At 57.4% G+C, this 20,087-nt stretch carries 24 protein-coding genes; 4 read left to right on the top strand and 20 right to left on the bottom strand.

The annotated features are described in order from the left end of the window. Nucleotides 1–304 precede the first annotated feature (304 nt). From N5W20_RS01015 to N5W20_RS01000, 4 genes are read left to right on the top strand one after another with little or no spacing between them, the layout of a single operon-like run. Nucleotides 305–1,510, top strand: a complete 1,206-nt coding sequence (locus N5W20_RS01015) for an efflux RND transporter periplasmic adaptor subunit (protein WP_408869422.1) — start codon at nucleotides 305–307, stop codon at nucleotides 1,508–1,510. Further along, nucleotides 1,510–4,689 carry an efflux RND transporter permease subunit gene (locus tag N5W20_RS01010; protein ID WP_319807791.1) on the top strand — a complete coding sequence of 1,060 codons (3,180 nt, stop codon included), beginning with the start codon at nucleotides 1,510–1,512 and terminating at the stop codon, nucleotides 4,687–4,689. The genes N5W20_RS01015 and N5W20_RS01010 overlap by 1 nt, the downstream gene beginning before the upstream one ends. Then, nucleotides 4,686–7,961, top strand: coding sequence for an efflux RND transporter permease subunit (locus N5W20_RS01005; protein ID WP_319807087.1), 3,276 nt, complete (start codon nucleotides 4,686–4,688; stop codon nucleotides 7,959–7,961). Before N5W20_RS01010 ends, N5W20_RS01005 begins: the two co-directional genes overlap by 4 nt. Beyond that, the gene (locus tag N5W20_RS01000; protein ID WP_319807086.1) at nucleotides 7,961–9,490 is read left to right on the top strand and encodes an efflux transporter outer membrane subunit; all 1,530 of its coding nucleotides are present in this window, start codon (nucleotides 7,961–7,963) and stop codon (nucleotides 9,488–9,490) included. The genes N5W20_RS01005 and N5W20_RS01000 overlap by 1 nt, the downstream gene beginning before the upstream one ends. A gap of 47 nt (nucleotides 9,491–9,537) precedes the next feature. Here N5W20_RS01000 and N5W20_RS00995 read toward each other — a convergent pair whose 3' ends face one another. The 20 genes from N5W20_RS00995 to rplP form a co-directional block, all read right to left on the bottom strand. Continuing rightward, nucleotides 9,538–9,711 carry a DUF1328 domain-containing protein gene (locus N5W20_RS00995; protein ID WP_319807085.1) on the bottom strand — a complete coding sequence of 58 codons (174 nt, stop codon included), beginning with the start codon at nucleotides 9,709–9,711 and terminating at the stop codon, nucleotides 9,538–9,540. 365 nt (nucleotides 9,712–10,076) lie between these two features. Further along, nucleotides 10,077–10,496 carry a 50S ribosomal protein L17 gene (gene rplQ / locus N5W20_RS00990; protein WP_319807084.1) on the bottom strand — a complete coding sequence of 140 codons (420 nt, stop codon included), beginning with the start codon at nucleotides 10,494–10,496 and terminating at the stop codon, nucleotides 10,077–10,079. Nucleotides 10,497–10,537: 41 nt separating this feature from the next. Further along, nucleotides 10,538–11,557: a DNA-directed RNA polymerase subunit alpha gene (locus N5W20_RS00985; RefSeq protein ID WP_319807083.1), complete on the bottom strand. Its 1,020-nt coding sequence runs from the start codon at nucleotides 11,555–11,557 to the stop codon at nucleotides 10,538–10,540. 144 nt (nucleotides 11,558–11,701) lie between these two features. Next, nucleotides 11,702–12,094 carry a 30S ribosomal protein S11 gene (rpsK, locus tag N5W20_RS00980; RefSeq protein WP_319807082.1) on the bottom strand — a complete coding sequence of 131 codons (393 nt, stop codon included), beginning with the start codon at nucleotides 12,092–12,094 and terminating at the stop codon, nucleotides 11,702–11,704. A gap of 86 nt (nucleotides 12,095–12,180) precedes the next feature. After that, on the bottom strand, nucleotides 12,181–12,558 hold the full coding sequence (gene rpsM, locus N5W20_RS00975; RefSeq protein WP_319807081.1) for a 30S ribosomal protein S13: 378 nt from the start codon (nucleotides 12,556–12,558) through the stop codon (nucleotides 12,181–12,183). Between the two features lie 196 nt (nucleotides 12,559–12,754). Next, the gene (locus N5W20_RS00970; protein ID WP_319807080.1) at nucleotides 12,755–13,360 is read right to left on the bottom strand and encodes an adenylate kinase; all 606 of its coding nucleotides are present in this window, start codon (nucleotides 13,358–13,360) and stop codon (nucleotides 12,755–12,757) included. After that, on the bottom strand, nucleotides 13,360–14,721 hold the full coding sequence (gene secY / locus N5W20_RS00965) for a preprotein translocase subunit SecY (protein ID WP_319807079.1): 1,362 nt from the start codon (nucleotides 14,719–14,721) through the stop codon (nucleotides 13,360–13,362). Before secY ends, N5W20_RS00970 begins: the two co-directional genes overlap by 1 nt. A 102-nt stretch (nucleotides 14,722–14,823) precedes the next feature. Beyond that, nucleotides 14,824–15,309, bottom strand: coding sequence for a 50S ribosomal protein L15 (gene rplO / locus N5W20_RS00960; RefSeq protein ID WP_319807078.1), 486 nt, complete (start codon nucleotides 15,307–15,309; stop codon nucleotides 14,824–14,826). A gap of 1 nt (nucleotide 15,310) precedes the next feature. Beyond that, on the bottom strand, nucleotides 15,311–15,499 hold the full coding sequence (gene rpmD, locus N5W20_RS00955) for a 50S ribosomal protein L30 (RefSeq protein WP_319807077.1): 189 nt from the start codon (nucleotides 15,497–15,499) through the stop codon (nucleotides 15,311–15,313). Further along, on the bottom strand, nucleotides 15,492–16,073 hold the full coding sequence (rpsE, locus tag N5W20_RS00950; protein WP_319807076.1) for a 30S ribosomal protein S5: 582 nt from the start codon (nucleotides 16,071–16,073) through the stop codon (nucleotides 15,492–15,494). The genes rpmD and rpsE overlap by 8 nt, the downstream gene beginning before the upstream one ends. Before the next feature lie 13 nt (nucleotides 16,074–16,086). After that, the gene (rplR, locus tag N5W20_RS00945) at nucleotides 16,087–16,449 is read right to left on the bottom strand and encodes a 50S ribosomal protein L18 (RefSeq protein ID WP_319807075.1); all 363 of its coding nucleotides are present in this window, start codon (nucleotides 16,447–16,449) and stop codon (nucleotides 16,087–16,089) included. Then, a complete protein-coding gene (gene rplF / locus N5W20_RS00940) occupies nucleotides 16,449–16,985 on the bottom strand; it encodes a 50S ribosomal protein L6 (RefSeq protein ID WP_319807074.1) in 537 nt (178 codons plus the stop codon). Before rplF ends, rplR begins: the two co-directional genes overlap by 1 nt. Before the next feature lie 12 nt (nucleotides 16,986–16,997). Next, nucleotides 16,998–17,396, bottom strand: a complete 399-nt coding sequence (gene rpsH / locus N5W20_RS00935) for a 30S ribosomal protein S8 (RefSeq protein WP_319807073.1) — start codon at nucleotides 17,394–17,396, stop codon at nucleotides 16,998–17,000. 15 nt (nucleotides 17,397–17,411) lie between these two features. After that, a complete protein-coding gene (rpsN, locus tag N5W20_RS00930; protein WP_319807072.1) occupies nucleotides 17,412–17,717 on the bottom strand; it encodes a 30S ribosomal protein S14 in 306 nt (101 codons plus the stop codon). A 115-nt stretch (nucleotides 17,718–17,832) separates the two neighbouring features. Next, a complete protein-coding gene (rplE, locus tag N5W20_RS00925) occupies nucleotides 17,833–18,399 on the bottom strand; it encodes a 50S ribosomal protein L5 (protein ID WP_319807071.1) in 567 nt (188 codons plus the stop codon). A 9-nt stretch (nucleotides 18,400–18,408) separates the two neighbouring features. Beyond that, nucleotides 18,409–18,729, bottom strand: a complete 321-nt coding sequence (rplX, locus tag N5W20_RS00920) for a 50S ribosomal protein L24 (protein WP_319807070.1) — start codon at nucleotides 18,727–18,729, stop codon at nucleotides 18,409–18,411. Beyond that, nucleotides 18,729–19,097 (bottom strand): 50S ribosomal protein L14, encoded by a 369-nt coding sequence (rplN, locus tag N5W20_RS00915; protein WP_319807069.1) that lies wholly within the window; start codon nucleotides 19,095–19,097, stop codon nucleotides 18,729–18,731. Before rplN ends, rplX begins: the two co-directional genes overlap by 1 nt. Before the next feature lie 14 nt (nucleotides 19,098–19,111). After that, on the bottom strand, nucleotides 19,112–19,393 hold the full coding sequence (gene rpsQ, locus N5W20_RS00910; protein WP_319807068.1) for a 30S ribosomal protein S17: 282 nt from the start codon (nucleotides 19,391–19,393) through the stop codon (nucleotides 19,112–19,114). 13 nt (nucleotides 19,394–19,406) lie between these two features. Next, a complete protein-coding gene (gene rpmC / locus N5W20_RS00905) occupies nucleotides 19,407–19,640 on the bottom strand; it encodes a 50S ribosomal protein L29 (RefSeq protein ID WP_319807067.1) in 234 nt (77 codons plus the stop codon). Between the two features lies 1 nt (nucleotide 19,641). After that, the gene (gene rplP, locus N5W20_RS00900) at nucleotides 19,642–20,058 is read right to left on the bottom strand and encodes a 50S ribosomal protein L16 (RefSeq protein WP_319807066.1); all 417 of its coding nucleotides are present in this window, start codon (nucleotides 20,056–20,058) and stop codon (nucleotides 19,642–19,644) included. Nucleotides 20,059–20,087 lie beyond the last annotated feature (29 nt).

The following is a 20,087-nucleotide window of genomic DNA, read 5'->3' as shown; positions in this document are numbered from 1 at the left end:
TTCCTGCAGCGAACAGAGCCATCGCAAGAACAAATGTCATCCATTAACGAAATGCCGGCGCCAAACTATTGCCTGCGGGACAAGTTTAACGCGGAGGCGTTACATATTGTTGCTTTTCTCTCCTCGCATCTCAGGCCGTTTTAACGGCATGGCAATAAAGACAACGGAGATAAAATTTAATGACTTGTGTTACCAATTTCGTCACAAGCGATTAATAGGGAAAATCGCTCCATCGCGCGACGCGTCTCACCCGCGCACGCGCCAGGATCAACGCATTCATGACCAGGAAAACCGCGTGACTCGCATGGACGCCACCTCCGCCCAGAAATGGATAAAAAACCCGCGCCGACGCCGTCAAATCATCATGACCGCCATCGCCGCCGTGATCTGCCTTTTTTTCCTCCGCATGTGCCTGCATGGGGCAAAAAAACCTGATTATACGGCGGAGGGTGCTTTCGCCCAGCCCGTAACCGTTGCAACGGCCCTGAAGGCGGATCTGCCCATTATCATGACGGAGTTGGGAACGGTCGTGCCCGTGACCAACGTCACGGTGCAGTCGCGTGTCAGCGGCTACATCATGGCGGTCAATTTTTCAGAAGGGCAGCACGTCATAACCGGGGATGAACTGGTCCTGATCGACCCACGCCCCTATGAAATCGCGTTGCAACAGGCGCTGGGCACATTGCAGCAGGATGAAGCCCAGCTTGCGGATGCACGCATCAATTCCGGCCGGTATGAGAAGCTCATCCGCCAGAAATCCGTCGCCGCCATGACCGCAAAAGACGCGCAATATAAGGTTCAGCAATTAGAGGGGACGGTCAAGCTCGACCGCGCCAATGTCGATAATGCGCGCCTCAACCTTGAATATTGCCATATCCGCGCCCCTGTCGATGGACGCATTGGCATACGCGCTGTTGATCGCGGCAATTATTTTACCGCCGGGCAAACTGGTGGCCTGGCAGTGCTGACGCAGATGCAGCCGATCTCCGTCATCATGACGGTGCCGCAAAATCAACTGACCGACGTGATGACCGCCCTGAATGCAAGCGGCGCGCTGACGGTGGAGGCGTGGGACAGCAATAATACCGTGAAACTCGCGGAAGGGTCCGTTCAGGCCGTGGATAGCCAGATCGACACGGCCACAGGTACTGTCAGGATGCGCGCCATTTTCCCCAATCTTGATGAGCGCCTCTTCCCGAATGAATTCGTCAATGCGCGGCTCAATATCAGGACATTGCATGATGCTATCCTCATCCCCGCCGATGCCGTCCAGACCGGGCCGGACGGGGCTTTCGTCTATCTTGTCAAAAAAGATGATACCGTGACCCTCCGGGGCGTCTCGACGGGGCACAGTGATTCCCTCCGCACTGAAATTCTTCAAGGTATCGCGGTGGGCGACAGAGTTGTGCTTCAGGGCACAAATCACTTGAGAGAAGGGTCAAAAATCCGCGTTGAAAATCCAGACAAGAGTCAGGCCACGCAATCCGACATGGCGGCGCCGAAAAAATGATGAATCCGTCCCGGATTTTTATTGAGAGGCCGGTCGCGACCAGCCTGTTGATGATCGCGATCTTCCTGACGGGGCTGCTGAGCTACCGTTTTCTGCCGGTGGCCGCCCTGCCGGATGTGGAATATCCGACGATCACCGTCACAACGATCTATCCCGGCGCCAATCCGGACGTGGTCGAGAGCAGCATCAGTGAGCCGCTTGAGATGCAATTGGGCGAAATGCCGGGCCTTGACCAGATGATTTCCCAATCATCCGGCGGTGCATCCCTCATCACGTTACGCTTCGGCCTCAATATGTCGATGGATGTTGCCGAGCAGCAGGTGCAGGCCGCGATCAATGAAGCCGGGGCCCTCCTACCCTCCGACCTGCCCGCGCCGCCCATTTATGCCAAGGTCAACCCGGCCGACACACCGATATTGACGTTGGCCGTCACCTCCGACTCACTCAAACTGACCAGCGTGCAGGATTATGTGTCGACACGTTTATTGCAGCATATCAGCCAGGTGTCGGGGGTGGGGCTGGTCTCTCTCGCGGGCGGCCAGCGCAAAGCCTACCGCATCCAGATCAACATCCCGAAATTGACGTCTTACGGTATCGCTCTGGACACGGTGCGGACGATCCTCGGCACAGTCAATGTGAATGCCCCTTCCGGCGCGTTTGAAGGGCCGCTTCGTGCCACGACGTTGCATATTGACGGGCAGATCAAATCGCCGGAAGAGCTGATGAATCAAATTATCGGCTATCAGAATAATGGCGCCATAAGGCTGCGCGATGTGGGGCAGGTCATTGAAGGCCCCGAGAACACGCAACTCGCCGCATGGTCTGGCAAGGCCCCGGCGCTGATTCTGAGTGTGCAGCGTCAACCGGGGGCCAATGTTGTCGCTGTTGTTGATAAGATCAAATCCTTCCTGCCGCGCCTGCAATCCACCATGCCACCCGGCATCACCATCACGGAACTGACGGATCGCACAACCACCATCCGGGCTTCCGTCGCGGATGTGGAGTTCGAGCTGGCCCTCGCCATCCTACTGGTGGTCGGCGTCATCTTCGTGTTTCTGAGCAATGTCCCCGCGACACTGATCCCCAGCCTCAGCGTGCCGATTTCGATCGTTGGCAGTCTCGGCGTGGTCTATCTGCTGGGTTATTCACTCGATAATCTTTCCCTGATGGCCATGACGATCGCAACCGGCTTCGTCGTGGATGATGCCATTGTCGTCATTGAGAATATCTCCCGTTATATTGAAAAGGGTGAGGACCGTTACACAGCCGCCATTAAAGGCTCGCAGGAAATCGGGTTCACGATCATCTCCCTCACCGTGTCCCTCATCGCTGTCCTCATACCGCTTCTTTTTATGGGGGATGTTGTCGGACGGCTTTTTCATGAATTCGCGGTCACGCTGGCGGTGACCATCGCCCTCTCCGCCGTGGTCGCGGTGACGCTCATACCGTCAATGTGCGCCCGCCTCCTCACGGAAAGGCCCCACAGCTCCCGAAGTCCCGGACGGTGGGGGCAGATTTCACGCGGGATCGAAAGCGGAATTAATCGCCTGATCGATTACTATTCGCGGCTTCTGGATATCGTGCTGGCGCATCGGCGCTTCACCGCCCTGACGGCTCTCCTCACCCTTGTCCTGACATTATGGTTGGCGATGATCATCCCGAAAGGTTTCTTCCCCACGCAAGATACGGGGTTGATACAGGGCATCACGCAAATGCCGGAGACAATCTCTTTCGAAGGCATGAAGGACCGGCAGAGTCGGGTGATCGCAGCGCTCCTGAACGTGCCGGATGTTGAGAATATTTCCGGCTTGATCGGCGTCGATGGTGAAAATATGACGCTGAATACAGGTCGGCTGATGATCAGCCTGAAACCGCGTAAAGCCCGCACGGCGTCGCTCGCAACGACGCTGGCGCGCCTTTCGGAAGCCGGGAATCATGTTGTCGGCGCTCGCCTCTACCTGCAACCCGTGCAGGATCTCTCCCTCGATTCAGCCCTTTCCGCGACGCAATATAAATTCGTGCTTGAAAATGCGGATCATGACGCGTTCAAACTCTGGGTACCGCGTCTGGTCAAGGCTCTTCAGCAGCAACCCGCTCTTAAAGGCGTGACATCCGATCTGCAATCAAACGGTCTGATGGCCTATCTGACGCTGGATCGCGCAACGGCGGCGCGCTACGCCATCACGCCCCAGACGGTCGACAACCTGCTTTATGACAGTTTCGGGCAGCGTCAGGTGTCCACGGTCTATACGCAATCCAATCAATATCGCCTGATTTTGGAGGCGGAACCCCGGTTTCAGGGCTCTCTTGAACAGCTCAGGCAACTTTACCTCCCCGGCGCACCTGATAAAATGGGGGAAAGCGCGTCAGGCGCGCAGAGGCGGCCCAGTTCCGGCCTTGTGCCACTCAGCCAGGTCACAACGCAGGATGTGCGCCTCGCGCCCCTCCTCATCACGCATTACGGCCATTTCCCCGCCACGACCATCCCATTTAATATTGCTGACGGTTATTCCCTCAGCGATGCGACGTCCGCGATCTCCCGGGCTCAGGAGGAAGTTCACCTTCCACCAGATTTTGAAACCCGCTTTCAGGGCACGGCGGCGGCGTTTCAGGCTGCGCTCGGCCATGAGTTTTTCCTCATCATCGCGGCCCTGGCGGCTGTCTATATCGTTCTCGGCATCCTTTACGAGAGTTTCATCCATCCCCTCACCATTCTCTCCACGCTGCCCTCTGCCGGGGTGGGCGCGCTGATCGCGCTGATTATTTGCGGAAAAGATCTTGATGTGATGGGGATCATCGGGATTGTCCTGCTGATCGGGATCGTCAAGAAAAACGCGATCATGATGATCGATTTTGCCCTTGAGGCGGAGCGTCGCGGCGGGCTGAAACCCCTTGAGGCCATCAAAAATGCGGCCATCATGCGGTTCCGGCCTATTCTGATGACGACATTGGCGGCTTTTTTCGGTGCGCTGCCGCTCGCGATTGATACAGGCGTTGGCGCAGAATTGAGGCGCCCCCTCGGCATTGCGATTATTGGCGGGCTGGTTTTCTCACAATTACTGACGCTTTTCACGACACCCGTCATTTACCTGTATCTCGATCACGTCGCCGCCACGATACGTCGGCGTTTCGGCATGAAGACCTATGCTGAACGCATCGCGGAGCATGGTGACGCGTGAATATCAGCCGCCCCTTCATCCTGCGGCCGGTCGCGACGATATTAATGTCGCTGGCCCTACTGGTTGCCGGGGCCATCGCCTACCGGCTTTTACCGGTTGCGGATGCCCCGAATATTGACCTGCCGGTCATCCTCGTCATCGCGCAGCAGCCCGGGGGCTCCCCGTCGGAGGTCGCCGCCACCGTCGCGGCACCGCTTGAGCGTCACTTAGGGGCAATTTCCGGCGTGACGGAAATGACATCCACCTCCACCAGTGGTCAGACGCGGATTATCCTGCAATTCGACCTGTCACGTGACATTGACGGTGCGGCACGCGATGTCTCAGCGGCGATTCAGGCGGCGCGGCGTGATCTGCCGACGACGATGCGCGACAATCCGACTTACTTTAAATCCAATCCCAACGGGTCCCCGGCACTGATCCTCGCCCTGACGTCGGACAGTCGGGCGCCCGCGCAGCTCTACGACATTGCGACAAAAACACTCCAGCAGCAGCTCAGTCAGGTTGAAGGCGTGGGTGAGGTTGAGATCGGCGGAAGTGCCATGCCGGCCGTGCGGGTCGAGATCAACCCCCTCTCGCTTTATAAATTTGGCATTGGTTTTGAAGATGTGCGTGCCGCCCTTGCCTCGGCAAATGCGCATACGCCGAAAGGCTTCCTTGATGTTGGTGACAGGCGCTACATGCTTGACACGAACGACCAGGCGCGCAAAGCCGCTGATTACGACGATCTCGTTATAGCCTACCGGAATAATAGCCCGCTCCGGCTGAACAGCGTCGCGACGATCAAAGATGACAAAGAGAATCTTTATACTTACGGCAGTTTCGACGGGAAGCGTGCGGTTGTGGGGATCGTCTATGCGCAGGCCGGGGCAAACATCGTCAAAATGGTCGATGGGCTGAAGGCGCGTTTGCCGTTCATCAAATCCGCTCTACCCGCTGATGTCGATGTGCATATGATGGCGGACAGCTCCCGCATCATCCGATCCTCCCTCGCGGACACGCGTCTAACGCTTTTTATCGCCGTCATCCTCGTCATCGGGATTGTGCTCGTCTTTCTGCACAGCGTCGCGGCGGTGATGATCCCGGCCATTGTGGTGCCGGTCTCCATCATCGGCAGTTTCGCTGCTTTATATCTCTTCGGCTATCAGCTCGATAATCTCTCCCTGATGGCCCTGACCATCTCCACCGGTTTCATCGTCGATGACGCCATTGTCGTGCTGGAAAACATCACCCGCCACCTTGAGCGCGGCCTGACGCCCATGCGCGCAGCGCTGATTGGCGCCAGGGAAGTTGTTTTCACAGTCGTTTCGATGACGTCGTCCCTCATTGCCGTTTTCATTCCGATCATTCTTCTTGATGACCTTGTCGGCCGCTTCTTCCGCGAATTTGCGATGACGATTTCCATTTCTCTCGTCATCTCCATGGTCCTCTCTCTGACACTGACACCGATGATCTGCGCACTTCTTCTGCGCCCCGCCACTGGTCGGGAGAGGCCCCGTTCCGTCGCGCTCACACCCCAAAATGGCTTTGCGCGGATCGAGCGGGTTTATGCGCGCATGCTTGATTTCTCGCTCCGCCATCAATGGTGGATGATTTTAACCTTACCAGGGACGCTGATTCTTGCCGGTGTGCTTTTGATCAACATGCCGAAGGGATTTTTCCCTGAGCAGGATCTCGGCATGATTTTGGGGCGCGTGATGGGCGATGAGTCCGCGTCCTATGATTACATGCTTGAGAAGACCATGCGCGTCGAGGAAGGGTTGAAAGATTTTCCTGAGATTGATCATTACATCGCTTTCTTTGGCGGGAGGCAGGCCAATCAGACAAGTTTTTTTGTCTCCCTCAGTGAAAAATCGAAACGCAAGCGTTCAGCCGGCCAGCTTGTCGCCGCGCTTGACCATCACTTCGCAGATCTGCCAGGCGCTGAAGTTTATTTCCTGTCGATGGGCGGCGTGCGGACGGGCGCGCGGCGGGGGAATGGCGCCTATCAATATTCACTCCTCAGCCCTGATGCTGAGGCATTGGCCGTCTGGACACCGCGTCTCGTCAAGGCACTCTCAACCCTGCCGGAAATCGCCGACCCGAATTCCGATCTTCAGCAGGGCGGTGCTTCCGTTGATATCGCCATCAAACGCGACCTCGCTGCGCGTTACGGGCTGACGGCGCAACTCATCAGCAACACGTTATTCGATGCGTATGGCCAACGCGCAGCGTCTGTCATCTACACATCGTCCAACCAATATCGCGTGATTATGGAAGCTGATCCGCGATTTGCCAGAAGCCCGGGAAGCCTTTTGCAAAGCTGGGTCAGCACGACAGGCGGCACCCCGGCGGGGGGCATCGCTTCCAACAACATCCGCGTGCGGTCAGCAGAAGCGTCGTCAGCCCCGCTCAACCCGGCTGAGGCCGCCTATCAAAACCAGATGGCAAACAGCCTTGCGGGCGGGGCCAATACGTCCAGCGGCGCCGCGGTCACGACGCAAGCCGCGACGATGGTGCCCCTGACCATGACGTCGGACATCGTCCCCACCATCAACCCCCTGGCCGTGAATCACGAGGCCCAGGCTGTTTCCTCCACGATCTCATTTAACTTACGCCCGGGACATTCTTTGGGGCAGGCGATTGCCGCGATCAAGGCGGCAACCGTCAAGATCCACCTCCCGCCGGAAATTCGCGTTGATTTCGCCGGGAATGCGGCATTATTCCAGAAGACCATCCAGAAAGAACCTTATCTGATCCTCGCCGCGCTGGTCGCTGTCTATGTTGTTCTGGGCATTCTTTATGAAAGCCTTGTCCACCCCATTACCATCCTCTCCACGCTTCCTTCAGCAGGGGCTGGTGCGATTATTGCGTTGCGTCTTGCCGGGGAGGAATTTTCCCTGATGGCGATGATCGGGGTGATTCTCCTCATCGGCATCGTCAAGAAAAACGCCATCATTCTCATCGATTTTGCCATCAGGGAGGACCGCGCCGGACTATCGCCCGTTGATTCCATCCGGCGTGCGAGCCTGGCACGGTTCCGCCCGATTATCATGACCTCCCTGGCCGCCGCTTTCGGCGCCATCCCGCTGATCATCACAGGCGGTTACGGGGAAGAACTCCGCCGCCCGCTTGGCATTTCCATTCTGGGCGGGCTGATTTTCAGCCAGGCCCTGACACTCTTCACCGTGCCTGCCGTTTTCCTCATCCTTGATCGCCTCGGGCGCGCATCAGGACGCTTCGTGCGCGCCACCTGCCTGTCACTTCAACGCCTTATCCACGGACCCGAAAGCTGATGCGCCCTGTCCTGCCCCCTTCCCCTTTGCTGTCAGCCCTCGTGCTGATGCCTTTCCTGTCAGGCTGCTGGATGGTGGGACCGAATTACAAGCGCCCGCAAGCCATTATCTCACCCGTTTTTAAAGAGGCCCCCCAGCCACCGCCGGGCTGGACCGTCGCACAGCCGGAAATGGCGGAAGCGAGTAAGGGCCCATGGTGGCGCATATACGGTGACCCCACCCTTGATGGGCTGGAAGACCAAGTCAACATCACCAACCAGAACGTCAAGCAATATGAGGCGCAATACCGTAAAGCCAGGGCCATGATTGACAGCGTGCGCGCGCAATTATTCCCAACGCTTAACGGCAATTTTTCCTTCAGCCGCAATGCGCAGGGCGGGCAGTCGCGAAGCGCCTCGGCGGGCTCCTTCGTGAATTACAGCCACACGACGACAGTCAATACCTGGTCCACCAGCCCCAGCGCCAGTTGGACAATTGATATCTGGGGTAAAATACGTCGCCAGGTGGAGCAGCAAGTTGACCTGACCCAGGCCAGCGCCGCTGACCTCGCCAATGCGCAGCTTTCCTACCAGGCGCAGCTCGCGACGAATTATTTCAATATGCGCTATCAGGATAGTCTCCGCCGCCTTTATGCACGTAACGTATCCTACTTCCGGGAAGCGCTCCGCATTGTGCAAAATCAGGCAGAGGCTGGTGTGGCTGAACCCTCCGCCCTCCTTCAGGCGCGCTATCAACTGCAGCAGACGATCGCGCAGGAGACTCAGGCTGGTGTCGCGCGCGCCCAATATGAGCACGCTATTGCCGTATTAATGGGCAAAGCGCCCGCCGAAGTGACCATCTCTGAGGCCGATCTTCCCCCCAGACTGCCGGTCTTGCCTGTTGCGGTGCCCTCCACGCTTCTGCAAAGGCGGCCGGATGTTGCCGCGGCGGAACGCAGACTGGCCGGATATAATGCGGCCATCGGCGCGGCCATCGCCGCTTATTACCCGCAATTCACTTTATCGGCGCAATATGGCTATAGCGGAGACCCGCTTGACGAGCTGATCCGCGCCGCATCACGCTTCTGGTCATTGGGGGCCGCGGCTTCGGAGACGATTTTCTCTGGCGGGGCGCGGCGCGCGGCCGTGAGGGGTGCGAAGGCGGATTATGATGCGGCCGTCGCCAATTACCGTCAGACCGTGCTGACAGCCCTCCAAAATGTTGAAGATAACTTCTCCAACCTGCGAATCCTTGAAAAACAATATGGAGAGCAGGAAGCAGCCGTGGCTTCCGCCAAAGAGGCCGTCCGCGTTTCCATGAACGCCTTTATGGCGGGTACGGAAATCTACACGACAGTCATCACAAGCCAGCAGAACGCCTTAAATTATGAGGTGCAGGCCCTCGGCGTGCGTCAATCACAATGGACGTCGCACGTTGCGCTGATCACCGCGCTGGGGGGCGGGTGGGATGCCGCGTCGCTTCCCGCGCGAAAATCACTTACGTCGAACAACCCGTTTATTGACGGGTATTTCCGCAAAGCGAAGGAATAAGCCGGCGCGCAGCCGGCTTTTCCCGAAATGCCGCCATTAGAAGCGCGTCAAGTGATGCTTGTACCGGCGAAGACCGCCATCGCGAGGAAAATAAGAAAAAGCACCACGAAGATGGTGAAGAGGATTTTGGCGATCCCCGCTGAGGCGGCTGAAATACCGGTAAAACCGAATAGTCCCGCAATCAGGGAAATGACGAGAAACAACAAGGCGAGCTTAAGCATGGAAATCTCCTGGAGGTCACGCCCTCGTCAACGCGGGAGGCCTGATTTTGTTCCACAACAGCGCAGTCATTATATACTCGAAAATTATCGGTATTTCAGCAATAGTCGTTTGGCTGGTAAATATTTATACTTATTTTAGACGCGGTGGGACAAATATCGCCGTTATTATCTTCAGTCGCGCGAGGAATCGCACGCGCAGTGTCGGCAGTCGAAGGGGGTCCGTGCTGATCAGGGCCCCTCTTTTCAGGTTGTTTCTCTGCCTTCGCAGGTGATGCGGGGCGTGACGGTGACGGCCCGCGATCCCATAAAAAAACCCGCCTGGTTTGCCCAGACGGGTTTGATCGACGCTTATCCGTGGAGGCTTCTTATTCAGCCTCAAGCTCGGGCGCGGACTGGACGGGGCCGCTATCTTTACCCTTCGCCTCAATATCGCGCTCAACCAGCTCAACCACGGCCATATCCGCATTGTCGCCATAACGCACGCCTGCCTTGAGCACGCGGGTATAGCCGCCTGCACGGGCCTTGTAACGCTCCGCAACGGTTGAGAAAAGCTTCGCGACAATGGCTTCGTCACGCAGACGGGCAAAAGCCTGACGACGCGCATGCAGCGTGCCCTGCTTGCCGAGTGTGATCAGCTTCTCCACAACAGGGCGGATTTCCTTCGCCTTGGGGAGAGTGGTGGTGATTTGCTCATGCTTGATGAGCGCCACGGCCATGTTACGGAACATCGCCGCGCGGTGGGATGAGGTGACGTTGAGTTTACGCCCGGCAACACCATGACGCATGATATGAATTCCTTACTCTATTAAAAGATGCCAGGGTTGTCTCAGAAGACCTCGTCGAGGCGTTTGGCGAGATCTTCAATGTTTTCCGGCGGCCAGGCGGGAACATTCATACCGAGAGACAGCCCCATTGAGGTCAAGACTTCCTTGATCTCATTGAGCGACTTACGGCCGAAATTCGGGGTGCGCAGCATCTCCTGCTCGGATTTCTGAACGAGGTCACCAATATAAACGATATTATCGTTTTTCAGGCAGTTGGCACTACGAACAGAAAGCTCAAGCTCATCCACCTTACGGAGGAGATTACGGTTGAACGGCAGCTCATCACGTGGCTCTTCCTGACGGACAGGGCGCGGCTCCTCAAAATTGATGAAGAGCTGGAACTGGTCCTGAAGGATACGCGCCGCCAATGCGAGACTATCCTCAGGCGTCACCGAACCATCCGTCTCCACCGTCAGAAGCAGCTTATCATAATCCGTCACCTGTCCGACGCGGGTCTGCTCAACCTTGTAGGAGACCTGGCGGATCGGCGAATAGATCGCATCAACCGGGATCAGGCCGATCGGCGCGTCTTCCGGCCGGTTGGCGGCAGCAGGCACGTAACCCTTACCGGAATTGACCGTGAATTCGATGCCCAGCTTCACACCATGATCAAGCGTGCAGATGACAAGGTCGGGATTCATGATTTCAATGTCGTGACCGGCCTGGATCTGGCCTGCTGTCACTTCACCCGGGCCTGTGGCGGACAGGATCATGCGTTTGGGGCCATCCCCATGCATACGCAGCGCAAGCTGCTTCACATTCAGGACGATATCGGTCACATCCTCGCGCACACCCGGCACGGAGGAGAATTCGTGGAGAACCCCGTCAATCTGAATGGCCGTCACCGCAGCTCCCTGCAGGGAGGAAAGCAGGACGCGCCGAATGGCGTTGCCCAGCGTCATGCCGAAGCCCCGCTCAAGCGGCTCGGCAACCACGGTCGCCTTATGAGACGGCATCACACCGGGGGAAACTTCAAGTTTCTCCGGCTTAATAAGAGACTGCCAGTTCTTTTGGAGGACCAAGGTCGTGGCCTTTCAAAAAACTTTTTCGCTGCAACTCAGCGAAGTATCAACCTCGCAAATGCGGGGTCAGGACAACGCGACACTTAATAAGGGCCGCGCAAACTTGGCGAAACCGCACTTTTTGACGGGTGCGGCGCGCAACCATCAGACGCGGCGACGCTTCCGAGGACGGCAGCCATTATGTGGCACCGGAGTCATATCACGAATTGAAGTGATGGAAAAACCGACACTTTGCAACGCACGCAGAGCGCTCTCACGCCCCGAACCCGGGCCGGAGACCTCAATCTCCAGCGTTTCCATGCCATGCTCACGCGCTTTGCGCCCTGCATCCTCAGCAGCAACCTGAGCCGCATATGGCGTCGATTTGCGGGAACCTTTGAAGCCCTGCGCACCCGAAGACGACCAGGCAATTGCATTGCCCTGGGCGTCCGAAATCGTGATCAGCGTGTTGTTGAACGTGGAAAGCACGTGTGCAACACCTGAGATAATATTTTTGCGTTCCTTCTTACGGATACGCGGAGCCGCCGCCTTCGCCATATTGACCCTGTCCCAAAATCAGTTTTTACGCAAATCGGGCAGTGAATTCGACACTCACCACCCGCTTCACCATTAAATGAACGCGATTAACGCGTGACTTTCTTTTTACCGGCAATCGCCACCGCCTTACCCTTGCGGGTACGTGCGTTGGTGTGGGTGCGCTGGCCCCGAACGGGAAGTCCGCGACGGTGACGCAGCCCACGATAACAGCCGAGATCCATCAGGCGTTTGATATTCATCGCTGTCTCACGACGAAGGTCACCCTCAACACGATACTCGGAATCGATCAACTCACGGACCTTGAGGATTTCATCATCACTCAGCTCATTGACGCGCTTTGCGTCAGCAATGCCGAGCCTGGAGCAGATCTTCCGCGCTGTCGACGGCCCGATGCCATAGACATAGCTGAGACCGATGACGACGCGCTTTGTCGTCGGAATATTTACGCCGGCAATACGTGCCACGCTTCACTCTCCCTGTCGGCCCGGAAGCCGCACTCTGTTTTTATGCCTCAGCCCTCATCGGGCTTGCTTGATTTCTACCGCGCTTGACCAAATGAGGAATCGCAAGTCCCTGAATGAGGAAAACGACAATCCTGGCAGCTCGTGTGATAAGGGGGCCGAATATAACGACCGGCCCCGCTGAGTCAAATGAATATTATCACTTTTGCGTGATACCGTCCATTTCACGCGGCGCGGTCAGGCCAAGCGCCCGCAAAATGGCGCGGTAAACAGCCTCGACATCCTGCATCCCATCAACGCGCTTCAGGCGTTTCGCATGCTCATAATAAGGCAGAATCACGGCTGTCTGCTGGGCATAAATTTCCAGACGCTTGCGCACCGTTTCCGGCGCATCATCTGCACGCTTAGTGCCATCCGCGTTGGTGCGCTGGGCCAGGCGATCCACAATAACGTCCGGCACGACTTCAAGAAGGACCACCGCGTCGATCCGGGCCTCACGCGCGTGCAGCATCTCATCCAGGGCAACAGCCTGGCTTTCCGTCCGGGGGAAACCGTCAAGGATGAAGCCTGACTTGCAATCAGGCCGCGCAATACGCCCTTGAATCATCTCAATCATAATCGGATCAGGGATGTAGAGCCCCCTCTCCATCAGAGATTGCGCCTGGATACCAAGCGGTGTTGCCGCCTTCACCTCGGCACGCAGCATGTCGCCTGTTGAAATCTGCTTAAGGCCGAAATCACGCTCCAGACGTTGCGCCTGCGTGCCCTTCCCCGCGCCGGGCGGACCGAGAAGAATGATATTCATCAACGCCGCACCCCAACCCGATTGCCGGATCGACCACGCTGCTTGCGCATCAGCCCCTGATAGCGATGGGCCACGAGATGGGACTGCACCTGCGTCATCGTGTCGATGGTTACGGACACAATGATGATGAGGCTCGTCCCACCAAAATAGAAGGGCACATTATAACGACTGATGAGCACCTGTGGCAGTAAGCACACAGCGACAAGATAAATGCCGCCGATCGTCGTCAAACGCGTCAGGATACGGTCAAAATAGCGCGCGGTGTTGCTTCCCGGCCGGATGCCCGGCACAAACCCGCCCTGCTTCCGCAGATTCTCCGCCGTTTCCTCCGGGTTGAAACTGACCGCGGCGTAGAAATAGGAAAAGAAGAGGATCATGGCGGCATAAGTCACCATGTAAAGCGGCTGCCCCTGACTAAGCGCCTGCCCGATAGACGCGAGCCACCCCCCCGACTTGCCGCCTGAGAAACCGACAAGTGTCACGGGAATCAGCAGAACGGAGGAAGCGAAAATCGGTGGGATCACGCCCGCTGTATTGACCTTAAGCGGCATATGGGTGGAGTCACCCCCGTACATCCGGCTGCCGACCTGACGTTTAGGATATTGAATGACCACACGCCGTTGCGCCTGCTCCATGAAAACAATGAAGGCAATCGTCACCGCCGCAAGGACGAGAAACAGAAGCACGAAAAACGGCGAGAGCGCGCCCGTGTAACCCAGTTGGAAGAGGCTTGCCAAAGCATGGGGCAGGTTCGCGACAATACCGGCGAAGATGATCAGGGAGATGCCATTTCCGACACCCCGCGCCGTGATCTGCTCACCAAGCCACATCAGGAACATCGTCCCGCCAACGAGCGTGAGAACGGCGGTGAAAATAAACGGGTAGCCCGGATTGACGACGGCGCTGACACCGCCATTTCCTGTCATATGCTGCAACGTCATCGCAATGCCGTACGCCTGGAAGAGCGCGATCAGCACAGTGAGGTAACGCGTATATTGATTCAGCTTTTTGCGCCCCTGATCCCCTTCCTTTTTCAAAGCCTCCAAAGATGGGAGCGCCGTTGAAAGAAGCTGCACGATGATGGACGCGCTGATATAGGGCATAATATTGAGGGCAAAGACCGTCATACGGCCCAGCGCACCCCCCGAGAACATGTCAAACATGCCGAGAATGCCACGACTATGCCCGGCAAGTATTTGGCCGAGGATCGTTGCATCAACACCCGGGACCGGGATGTAACTCCCTAGGCGGTAAATAATAAGCGCACCAAGCGTAAACCAGATTCGCTTTTTAAGCTCCGTCGCTTTGGAGAAGGAGCTGAGGTTCAGATTGGCTGCGAGCTGATCTGCTGCAGAAGCCATTGTGCTAACCTTTCAACGAAAACAGCGCCGCCGCCATAGCGGGACGCTGTTCTGTTTATCCGTGAAGACAGCATGCATTGCAATGCTATGGCTGAGCCGGAATCACGCCTCGGCCGTAACTTCCGCCTTTTGCGTGACGGCGAGAGAACCGCCTGCCTTCTCGACAGCCTGAACAGCCGCCGCAGAGGCGCCGGCGACTTCAAGCTTGATGGGCTTTGTGACTTCCCCACCCGCGAGGATACGCACGCCCGCAATCTTGCCGCCATTGACGAGCCCGGCACCCCGGAGCAGCTCCTCAGTAATGAGGTTTGCTGCGTCCAGTTTGCCCGCATCAATCGCCTTCTGGATCCGGCCAAGATTGACCGCAACATATTCCTTGCGGAAAATATTGGTGAACCCACGTTTCGGCATACGACGATAGAGAGGGAGCTGACCACCCTCAAAACCATTCAGTGATACGCCCTCGCGCGCCTTCTGGCCTTTGACGCCGCGCCCGGAGGTTTTACCCTTACCGGAGCCGATGCCGCGACCAAGGCGCTTCTTGCGATAACGCGAGCCCTCATTGTCACGAAGTTCGTTGAGTTTCATTTTATCCCTCCACCTGCAAAAGGTGGGCAACTTTACGGATCATCCCGCGAACGGCCGGCGTATCCTCAAGCTCACGCTGGCTGCCAATGCCGCGCAGACCGAGACCGACAAGGGTCTCTTTCTGGCCTGGCTTGCGGCCAATCGCAGAGGCAATCTGCCGGATGCGGACTGTCGCATTTTTTTTAGCCATTTGCAGCCTCCGCCGTACCCTCAGCGGCCTGGCCCCGCTTGGGGAAGAGATCCGAGGCTTTTTTGCCGCGACGCGCAGCGACAGCACGTGGGCTGCTGCAACGCTCAAGCGCGGCAAATGTCGCCTTGACCATGTTGTGCGGGTTGCGGGTGCCAAGGGACTTGGCAACAACGTCATTAACGCCCAGCGACTCAAAGACAGCGCGCATCGGGCCACCGGCGATGATGCCCGTTCCCGCTTCAGCTGCGCGCACCACGACTTTACCCGCACCGAAATGCCCGTAACTGTCATGATGCAGTGTGCGGCCTTCCTTCATCGGGACGCGGATCATGCCGCGCTTCGCACGCTCCGTCGCTTTACGGATCGCCTCAGGCACTTCACGTGCTTTACCGGCGCCGTAACCGACGCGCCCCTTCTGGTCACCAACGACCACGAGGGCGGCAAATGCGAAGCGACGTCCACCTTTGACAACCTTGGCGACACGGTTGATCGTGACGAGCTTGTCAACAAGATCGTCGCCCTCGCGCTCCCGCTCGCGACCACCGCGGCCGCCTTCTCTTGGCTCTCGTGCCATGTGTGATCCTTTCCTAGAACGAGAGTCCGCCCTCTCGGGCAGCCTCAGCAAGGGCCTTGACACGGCCGTGATAGAGATAAGCGCCGCGATCGAAAACAACCGTGGAAACACCGGCAGCGACGCCACGCTCTGCGATGAGCTTGCCGATCACACCGGCGGCCTCGACATTCGCACCGCTTTTGCCAGCATCGCGGACGGCTTTCTCAAGCGTGCTCGCACTGGCGAGCGTCCGACCTGCTGCGTCATCGATGATCTGCGCGTAAATATTTTTGCCAGAGCGGAAAACCGACAGACGCGGCCGGCCACCGCTCTTGCGGCGAAGCTGGAAACGCAACCGCTTGCGACGGCGCTCCTGCATACCATGCTGCGTAGCCATTATTTCTTCTTGCCTTCCTTGCGACGAAGAACCTCAGTTTCATAACGCACACCCTTGCCCTTATAAGGCTCCGGCTTGCGGAAACTACGAATATCCAGCGCGACCTGACCGACACGCTGCTTGTCATTCCCCTCAACGGTAATCGCCGTCGGGCGCGGCGTCGTGATTTTGACGTCGGCCGGGATGGGATAAACCACATCATGCGAGAAACCGAGATTCATGACCAGTTTCGAGCCCTGGACACTGGCGCGGAAACCCGTCCCGGTGATTTCGAGCGTTTTGGAGAAACCCTCGGAGACACCTTTGACGATATTCGCGGCGATGGCGCGGGTTGTGCCCCACATTGTCCATGTCTCGCGCGAGCGGTTGCCGACAGGCTGAATGGCGATCTTGCCATCCTCAACCTTCGCCTCGACAAAGCGGGACAGAGGCATGCTGAGCTGGCCGCGTTTACCCTTGGCGGTAAGGATACCGCCGGCAATGGTGACATCCACGCCTGAAGGGATCGGAACCGGATATTTGCCAATACGTGACATTGCGTCCCTCCCTTAGAACACGCGGAAGAGGACCTCGCCGCCAACATTGGCAGCGCGGGCCTCAACGTCCGAAAGGACGCCGCGAGGTGTGGACAGGATGGAAACGCCGAGACCAGCATAGACGCGCTGCAATTCCTTGATTTTGGAATAGACGCGACGCCCCGGCTTGGAAACGCGGTGAATCTCTTTGATAACCGGCTGGCCATCAGCGTATTTCAGCTCGACACGCAACTGGGAGACACCTTTGCGGAGTTCCTCAGTCGTGTAACCACGAATGTAACCTTCGCGGCGCAGGGCCTCAAGCACATTGGCACGCAGTTTGGACGCCGGTGCAACGCAGGATGCGTGACGTGCACGCTGCGCGTTACGTATACGGGTGATCATATCACCCAAAGGATCGGAGAGGGACATTGTCGTCTTAAACCCTTACCAGCTCGATTTAACCATACCGGGAATCTGGCCCGTTGATGCCAGATCGCGGAGCGCGATACGGCTGAGCTGGAATTTCCGATAATTGGCGCGCGGACGGCCAGAGACCTTGCACAGCAGGCGCACACGCGTGCGTGAGCCATTGCGCGGCATCTCAGCGAGTTTCAGCGACGCGTCGAACCGCTCTTCCACAGGAAGAGAACGATCCTTGATGATTTCCTTAAGCGCGGTCCGCTTCGCTCGATCGCGCTGCGCCATTTGCGCGCGCTTCGCGTTGCGGTTCACGGCGGAGACTTTTGCCATGCTAAACTTTCTCCCGGAACCTGTCGGGCCAATCCCGACGGTTTTCCAAACAGCGTGTCTATAAAGGCGCCCTTCGCCTCTTTGCAATCAAAAAACGAAGGGCACCACGAAACTTTCAGGCCGCGAACGGCAGGTCAAAGGCTTTCAGCAATGCTTTGGCTTCATCATCGCTTCGTGCATTTGTCACGAAAATGATGTCCATGCCGCGCACTGAATCAACCTTGTCGTACTGGATTTCAGGGAACACGATCTGCTCCTTGAGGCCCATCGCAAAGTTGCCGCGACCATCAAAGCCCTTATTCGCCGGAAGCCCACGGAAGTCACGAATGCGCGGCATCGCGATTGTCACAAGACGATCGAGAAACTCATACATACGTGCGCGACGCAGCGTGACTTTACAGCCAATAGGAAGGCCTTCACGGATCTTGAAACCGGCAATCGCCTTACGAGCCAGCGTCTTGACGGGCTTCTGACCTGCGATCAGCGCCATCTCCGCGACGGCGGCATCCAGTTTTTTCTGATCGCCTGCCGCTTCACCGACGCCCATATTAAGGACGATCTTCTCAAGCTTCGGCACTTGCAGGATGTTTTTATAGCCAAACTGCTGACGAAGCTGCTCACGGATCTCCTGCTGGTAACGTTCCTGCAGACGCGGCAGAGCGTGTGCGTGTTTGTCGCTCATATCGCCCCCTTAGCCTTCGATAATCTCGCCGGTCGCCTTGGCGACGCGCGCTTTGCGGCCGTCATCAAGAACGCGGAAACCAACACGGGTCGGCTTGCCACTCTTCGGATCGATAAGTTTAAGATTTGAGAGATGCACAGGCATCTCCTTCGCAATGATACCGCCCTCTTCATTCTGGCGGCTCGGCTTCGTGTGGCGTTTCGCAATGGCGACGCCACGGACGACAGCCTTCTCAACCTTGGGAAGGATAGACATCACCTCACCCCGCACGCCTTTGGACGCACCGGAAATGACCACAACCTGGTCACCCTTTTTTATACGCGCGGCCATTACAGGACCTCCGGAGCCAGGGAGATAATTTTCATGAACTTGCGGGCACGCAGCTCACGCACGACGGGGCCAAAGATACGTGTACCAATGGGCTCCATCGACTTGTTGATCAGCACCGCTGCGTTTTTGTCAAAACGAATGGCGCTGCCATCCGCCCGACGCACCGGGTAAGAGGTGCGGACGATGACAGCCTGATGGACATCACCTTTTTTGACTTTACCGCGCGGAATCGCCTCCTTGACGGAAACGACGATCACGTCGCCGACCGAAGCGGTTTTACGCTTGGAACCGCCCAGCACCTTGATGCACTGCACCCGACGCGCGCCGGAATTATCCGCAACGTCAAGGTTGGTCTCGGGATGGATCATTTTTAGCCCCCTATTTAAGCCGAAACAGGGCTGGCGTCAGCCGCGGGGGCACCAAGTGCCGCACCGTTGCGCGTAACAACCATCCACGTCTTGCGTTTTGAAATCGGCGCACATTCTTCGATACGGACGGTATCGCCGATTTTGCACTCATTCAGCTCATCATGCGCCGCGTATTTCTTGGAACGGCGAATAAACTTTTTATAAAGCGGGTGCATAACGCGACGATGCACGAGGACGGTCACCGTCTTGTCCATCTTATCACTAGTCACTCGCCCAGTCAGGACACGCCTTGGCATTGTCCGTCTCCTCTCAGGACTTAACGGCGGACGTTTTTGCGCCCGCACTGTTCTTCGATTGATGCAAAACTGTCTTGATCCGCGCGACAGCACGACGCAGCAGCCGCACTCGGCCCGCACCTTCAGACTGCCCGGTCGCGGCCTGGAAACGCAGATTAAGCTGCTCTTTTTTCAGATCAAGCAGAAGAGCCTCGAGCTCATCAGACGTCTTGCCGCGCAGATCGGCGACTTTAAACGTGTCGGCCATCTCAGGCATCTCCAATGCGTGTAATGAACTTGGTCTTGATCGGCAGTTTCGCCGCGCCAAGTTCGAGCGCGTGGCGCGCAACATCAGGCGGCACGCCTTCAATCTCGAAAAGGACGCGACCCGGCTTGACGCGTGCGACCCAATATTCAGGCGAGCCCTTACCCGAGCCCATCCGCACCTCAGCCGGCTTGGTGGAAACCGGAAGATCCGGGAAAATGCGGATCCAGACACGACCTGCGCGCTTCATCGCACGCGTAATCGCACGACGAGACGCCTCGATCTGGCGCGCCGTGATCCTCTCGGGCTCAAGCGCTTTCAGGCCGAACGCGCCGAAATTCAGCGTCGTTCCACCTTTTGCGAGGCCGTGAATACGGCCTTTATGGGCTTTGCGAAACTTCGTCCGCTTGGGGGAAAGCATGATCAGTTATCCTCACGCGCCTCACGACG

Origin of the sequence: Candidatus Kirkpatrickella diaphorinae (assembly GCF_025736875.1) — a bacterium.
GTDB lineage: Bacteria > Pseudomonadota > Alphaproteobacteria > Acetobacterales > Acetobacteraceae > Sorlinia > Sorlinia diaphorinae.
This window is presented reverse-complemented; position numbering and strand designations above follow the sequence as displayed.

Coding starts and splice junctions, on each gene's coding strand:
- rpmD (WP_319807077.1), bottom strand. CDS start 15,499: ATGGCTAAAAAAAATGCGACAGTCCGCATCCGGCAGATTGCCTCTGCG.
- rpsK (WP_319807082.1), bottom strand. CDS start 12,094: ATGGCGAAGGCGGCGGCTCCGCGTATCCGTAAGAAGGAACGCAAAAAT.
- rpsH (WP_319807073.1), bottom strand. CDS start 17,396: ATGTCCCTCTCCGATCCTTTGGGTGATATGATCACCCGTATACGTAAC.
- rplP (WP_319807066.1), bottom strand. CDS start 20,058: ATGCTTTCCCCCAAGCGGACGAAGTTTCGCAAAGCCCATAAAGGCCGT.
- rplO (WP_319807078.1), bottom strand. CDS start 15,309: ATGAAACTCAACGAACTTCGTGACAATGAGGGCTCGCGTTATCGCAAG.
- rplQ (WP_319807084.1), bottom strand. CDS start 10,496: ATGCGTCATGGTGTTGCCGGGCGTAAACTCAACGTCACCTCATCCCAC.
- rpsQ (WP_319807068.1), bottom strand. CDS start 19,393: ATGCCAAGGCGTGTCCTGACTGGGCGAGTGACTAGTGATAAGATGGAC.
- N5W20_RS01015 (WP_408869422.1), top strand. CDS start 305: ATGGACGCCACCTCCGCCCAGAAATGGATAAAAAACCCGCGCCGACGC.
- rpsE (WP_319807076.1), bottom strand. CDS start 16,073: ATGGCACGAGAGCCAAGAGAAGGCGGCCGCGGTGGTCGCGAGCGGGAG.
- rplN (WP_319807069.1), bottom strand. CDS start 19,097: ATGATCCATCCCGAGACCAACCTTGACGTTGCGGATAATTCCGGCGCG.
- N5W20_RS01010 (WP_319807791.1), top strand. CDS start 1,510: ATGAATCCGTCCCGGATTTTTATTGAGAGGCCGGTCGCGACCAGCCTG.
- secY (WP_319807079.1), bottom strand. CDS start 14,721: ATGGCTTCTGCAGCAGATCAGCTCGCAGCCAATCTGAACCTCAGCTCC.
- rplR (WP_319807075.1), bottom strand. CDS start 16,449: ATGGCTACGCAGCATGGTATGCAGGAGCGCCGTCGCAAGCGGTTGCGT.
- rplX (WP_319807070.1), bottom strand. CDS start 18,729: ATGGCCGCGCGTATAAAAAAGGGTGACCAGGTTGTGGTCATTTCCGGT.
- rplE (WP_319807071.1), bottom strand. CDS start 18,399: ATGAGCGACAAACACGCACACGCTCTGCCGCGTCTGCAGGAACGTTAC.
- N5W20_RS01000 (WP_319807086.1), top strand. CDS start 7,961: ATGCGCCCTGTCCTGCCCCCTTCCCCTTTGCTGTCAGCCCTCGTGCTG.
- N5W20_RS00995 (WP_319807085.1), bottom strand. CDS start 9,711: ATGCTTAAGCTCGCCTTGTTGTTTCTCGTCATTTCCCTGATTGCGGGA.
- N5W20_RS00970 (WP_319807080.1), bottom strand. CDS start 13,360: ATGAATATCATTCTTCTCGGTCCGCCCGGCGCGGGGAAGGGCACGCAG.
- rplF (WP_319807074.1), bottom strand. CDS start 16,985: ATGTCACGTATTGGCAAATATCCGGTTCCGATCCCTTCAGGCGTGGAT.
- rpmC (WP_319807067.1), bottom strand. CDS start 19,640: ATGGCCGACACGTTTAAAGTCGCCGATCTGCGCGGCAAGACGTCTGAT.
- rpsN (WP_319807072.1), bottom strand. CDS start 17,717: ATGGCAAAAGTCTCCGCCGTGAACCGCAACGCGAAGCGCGCGCAAATG.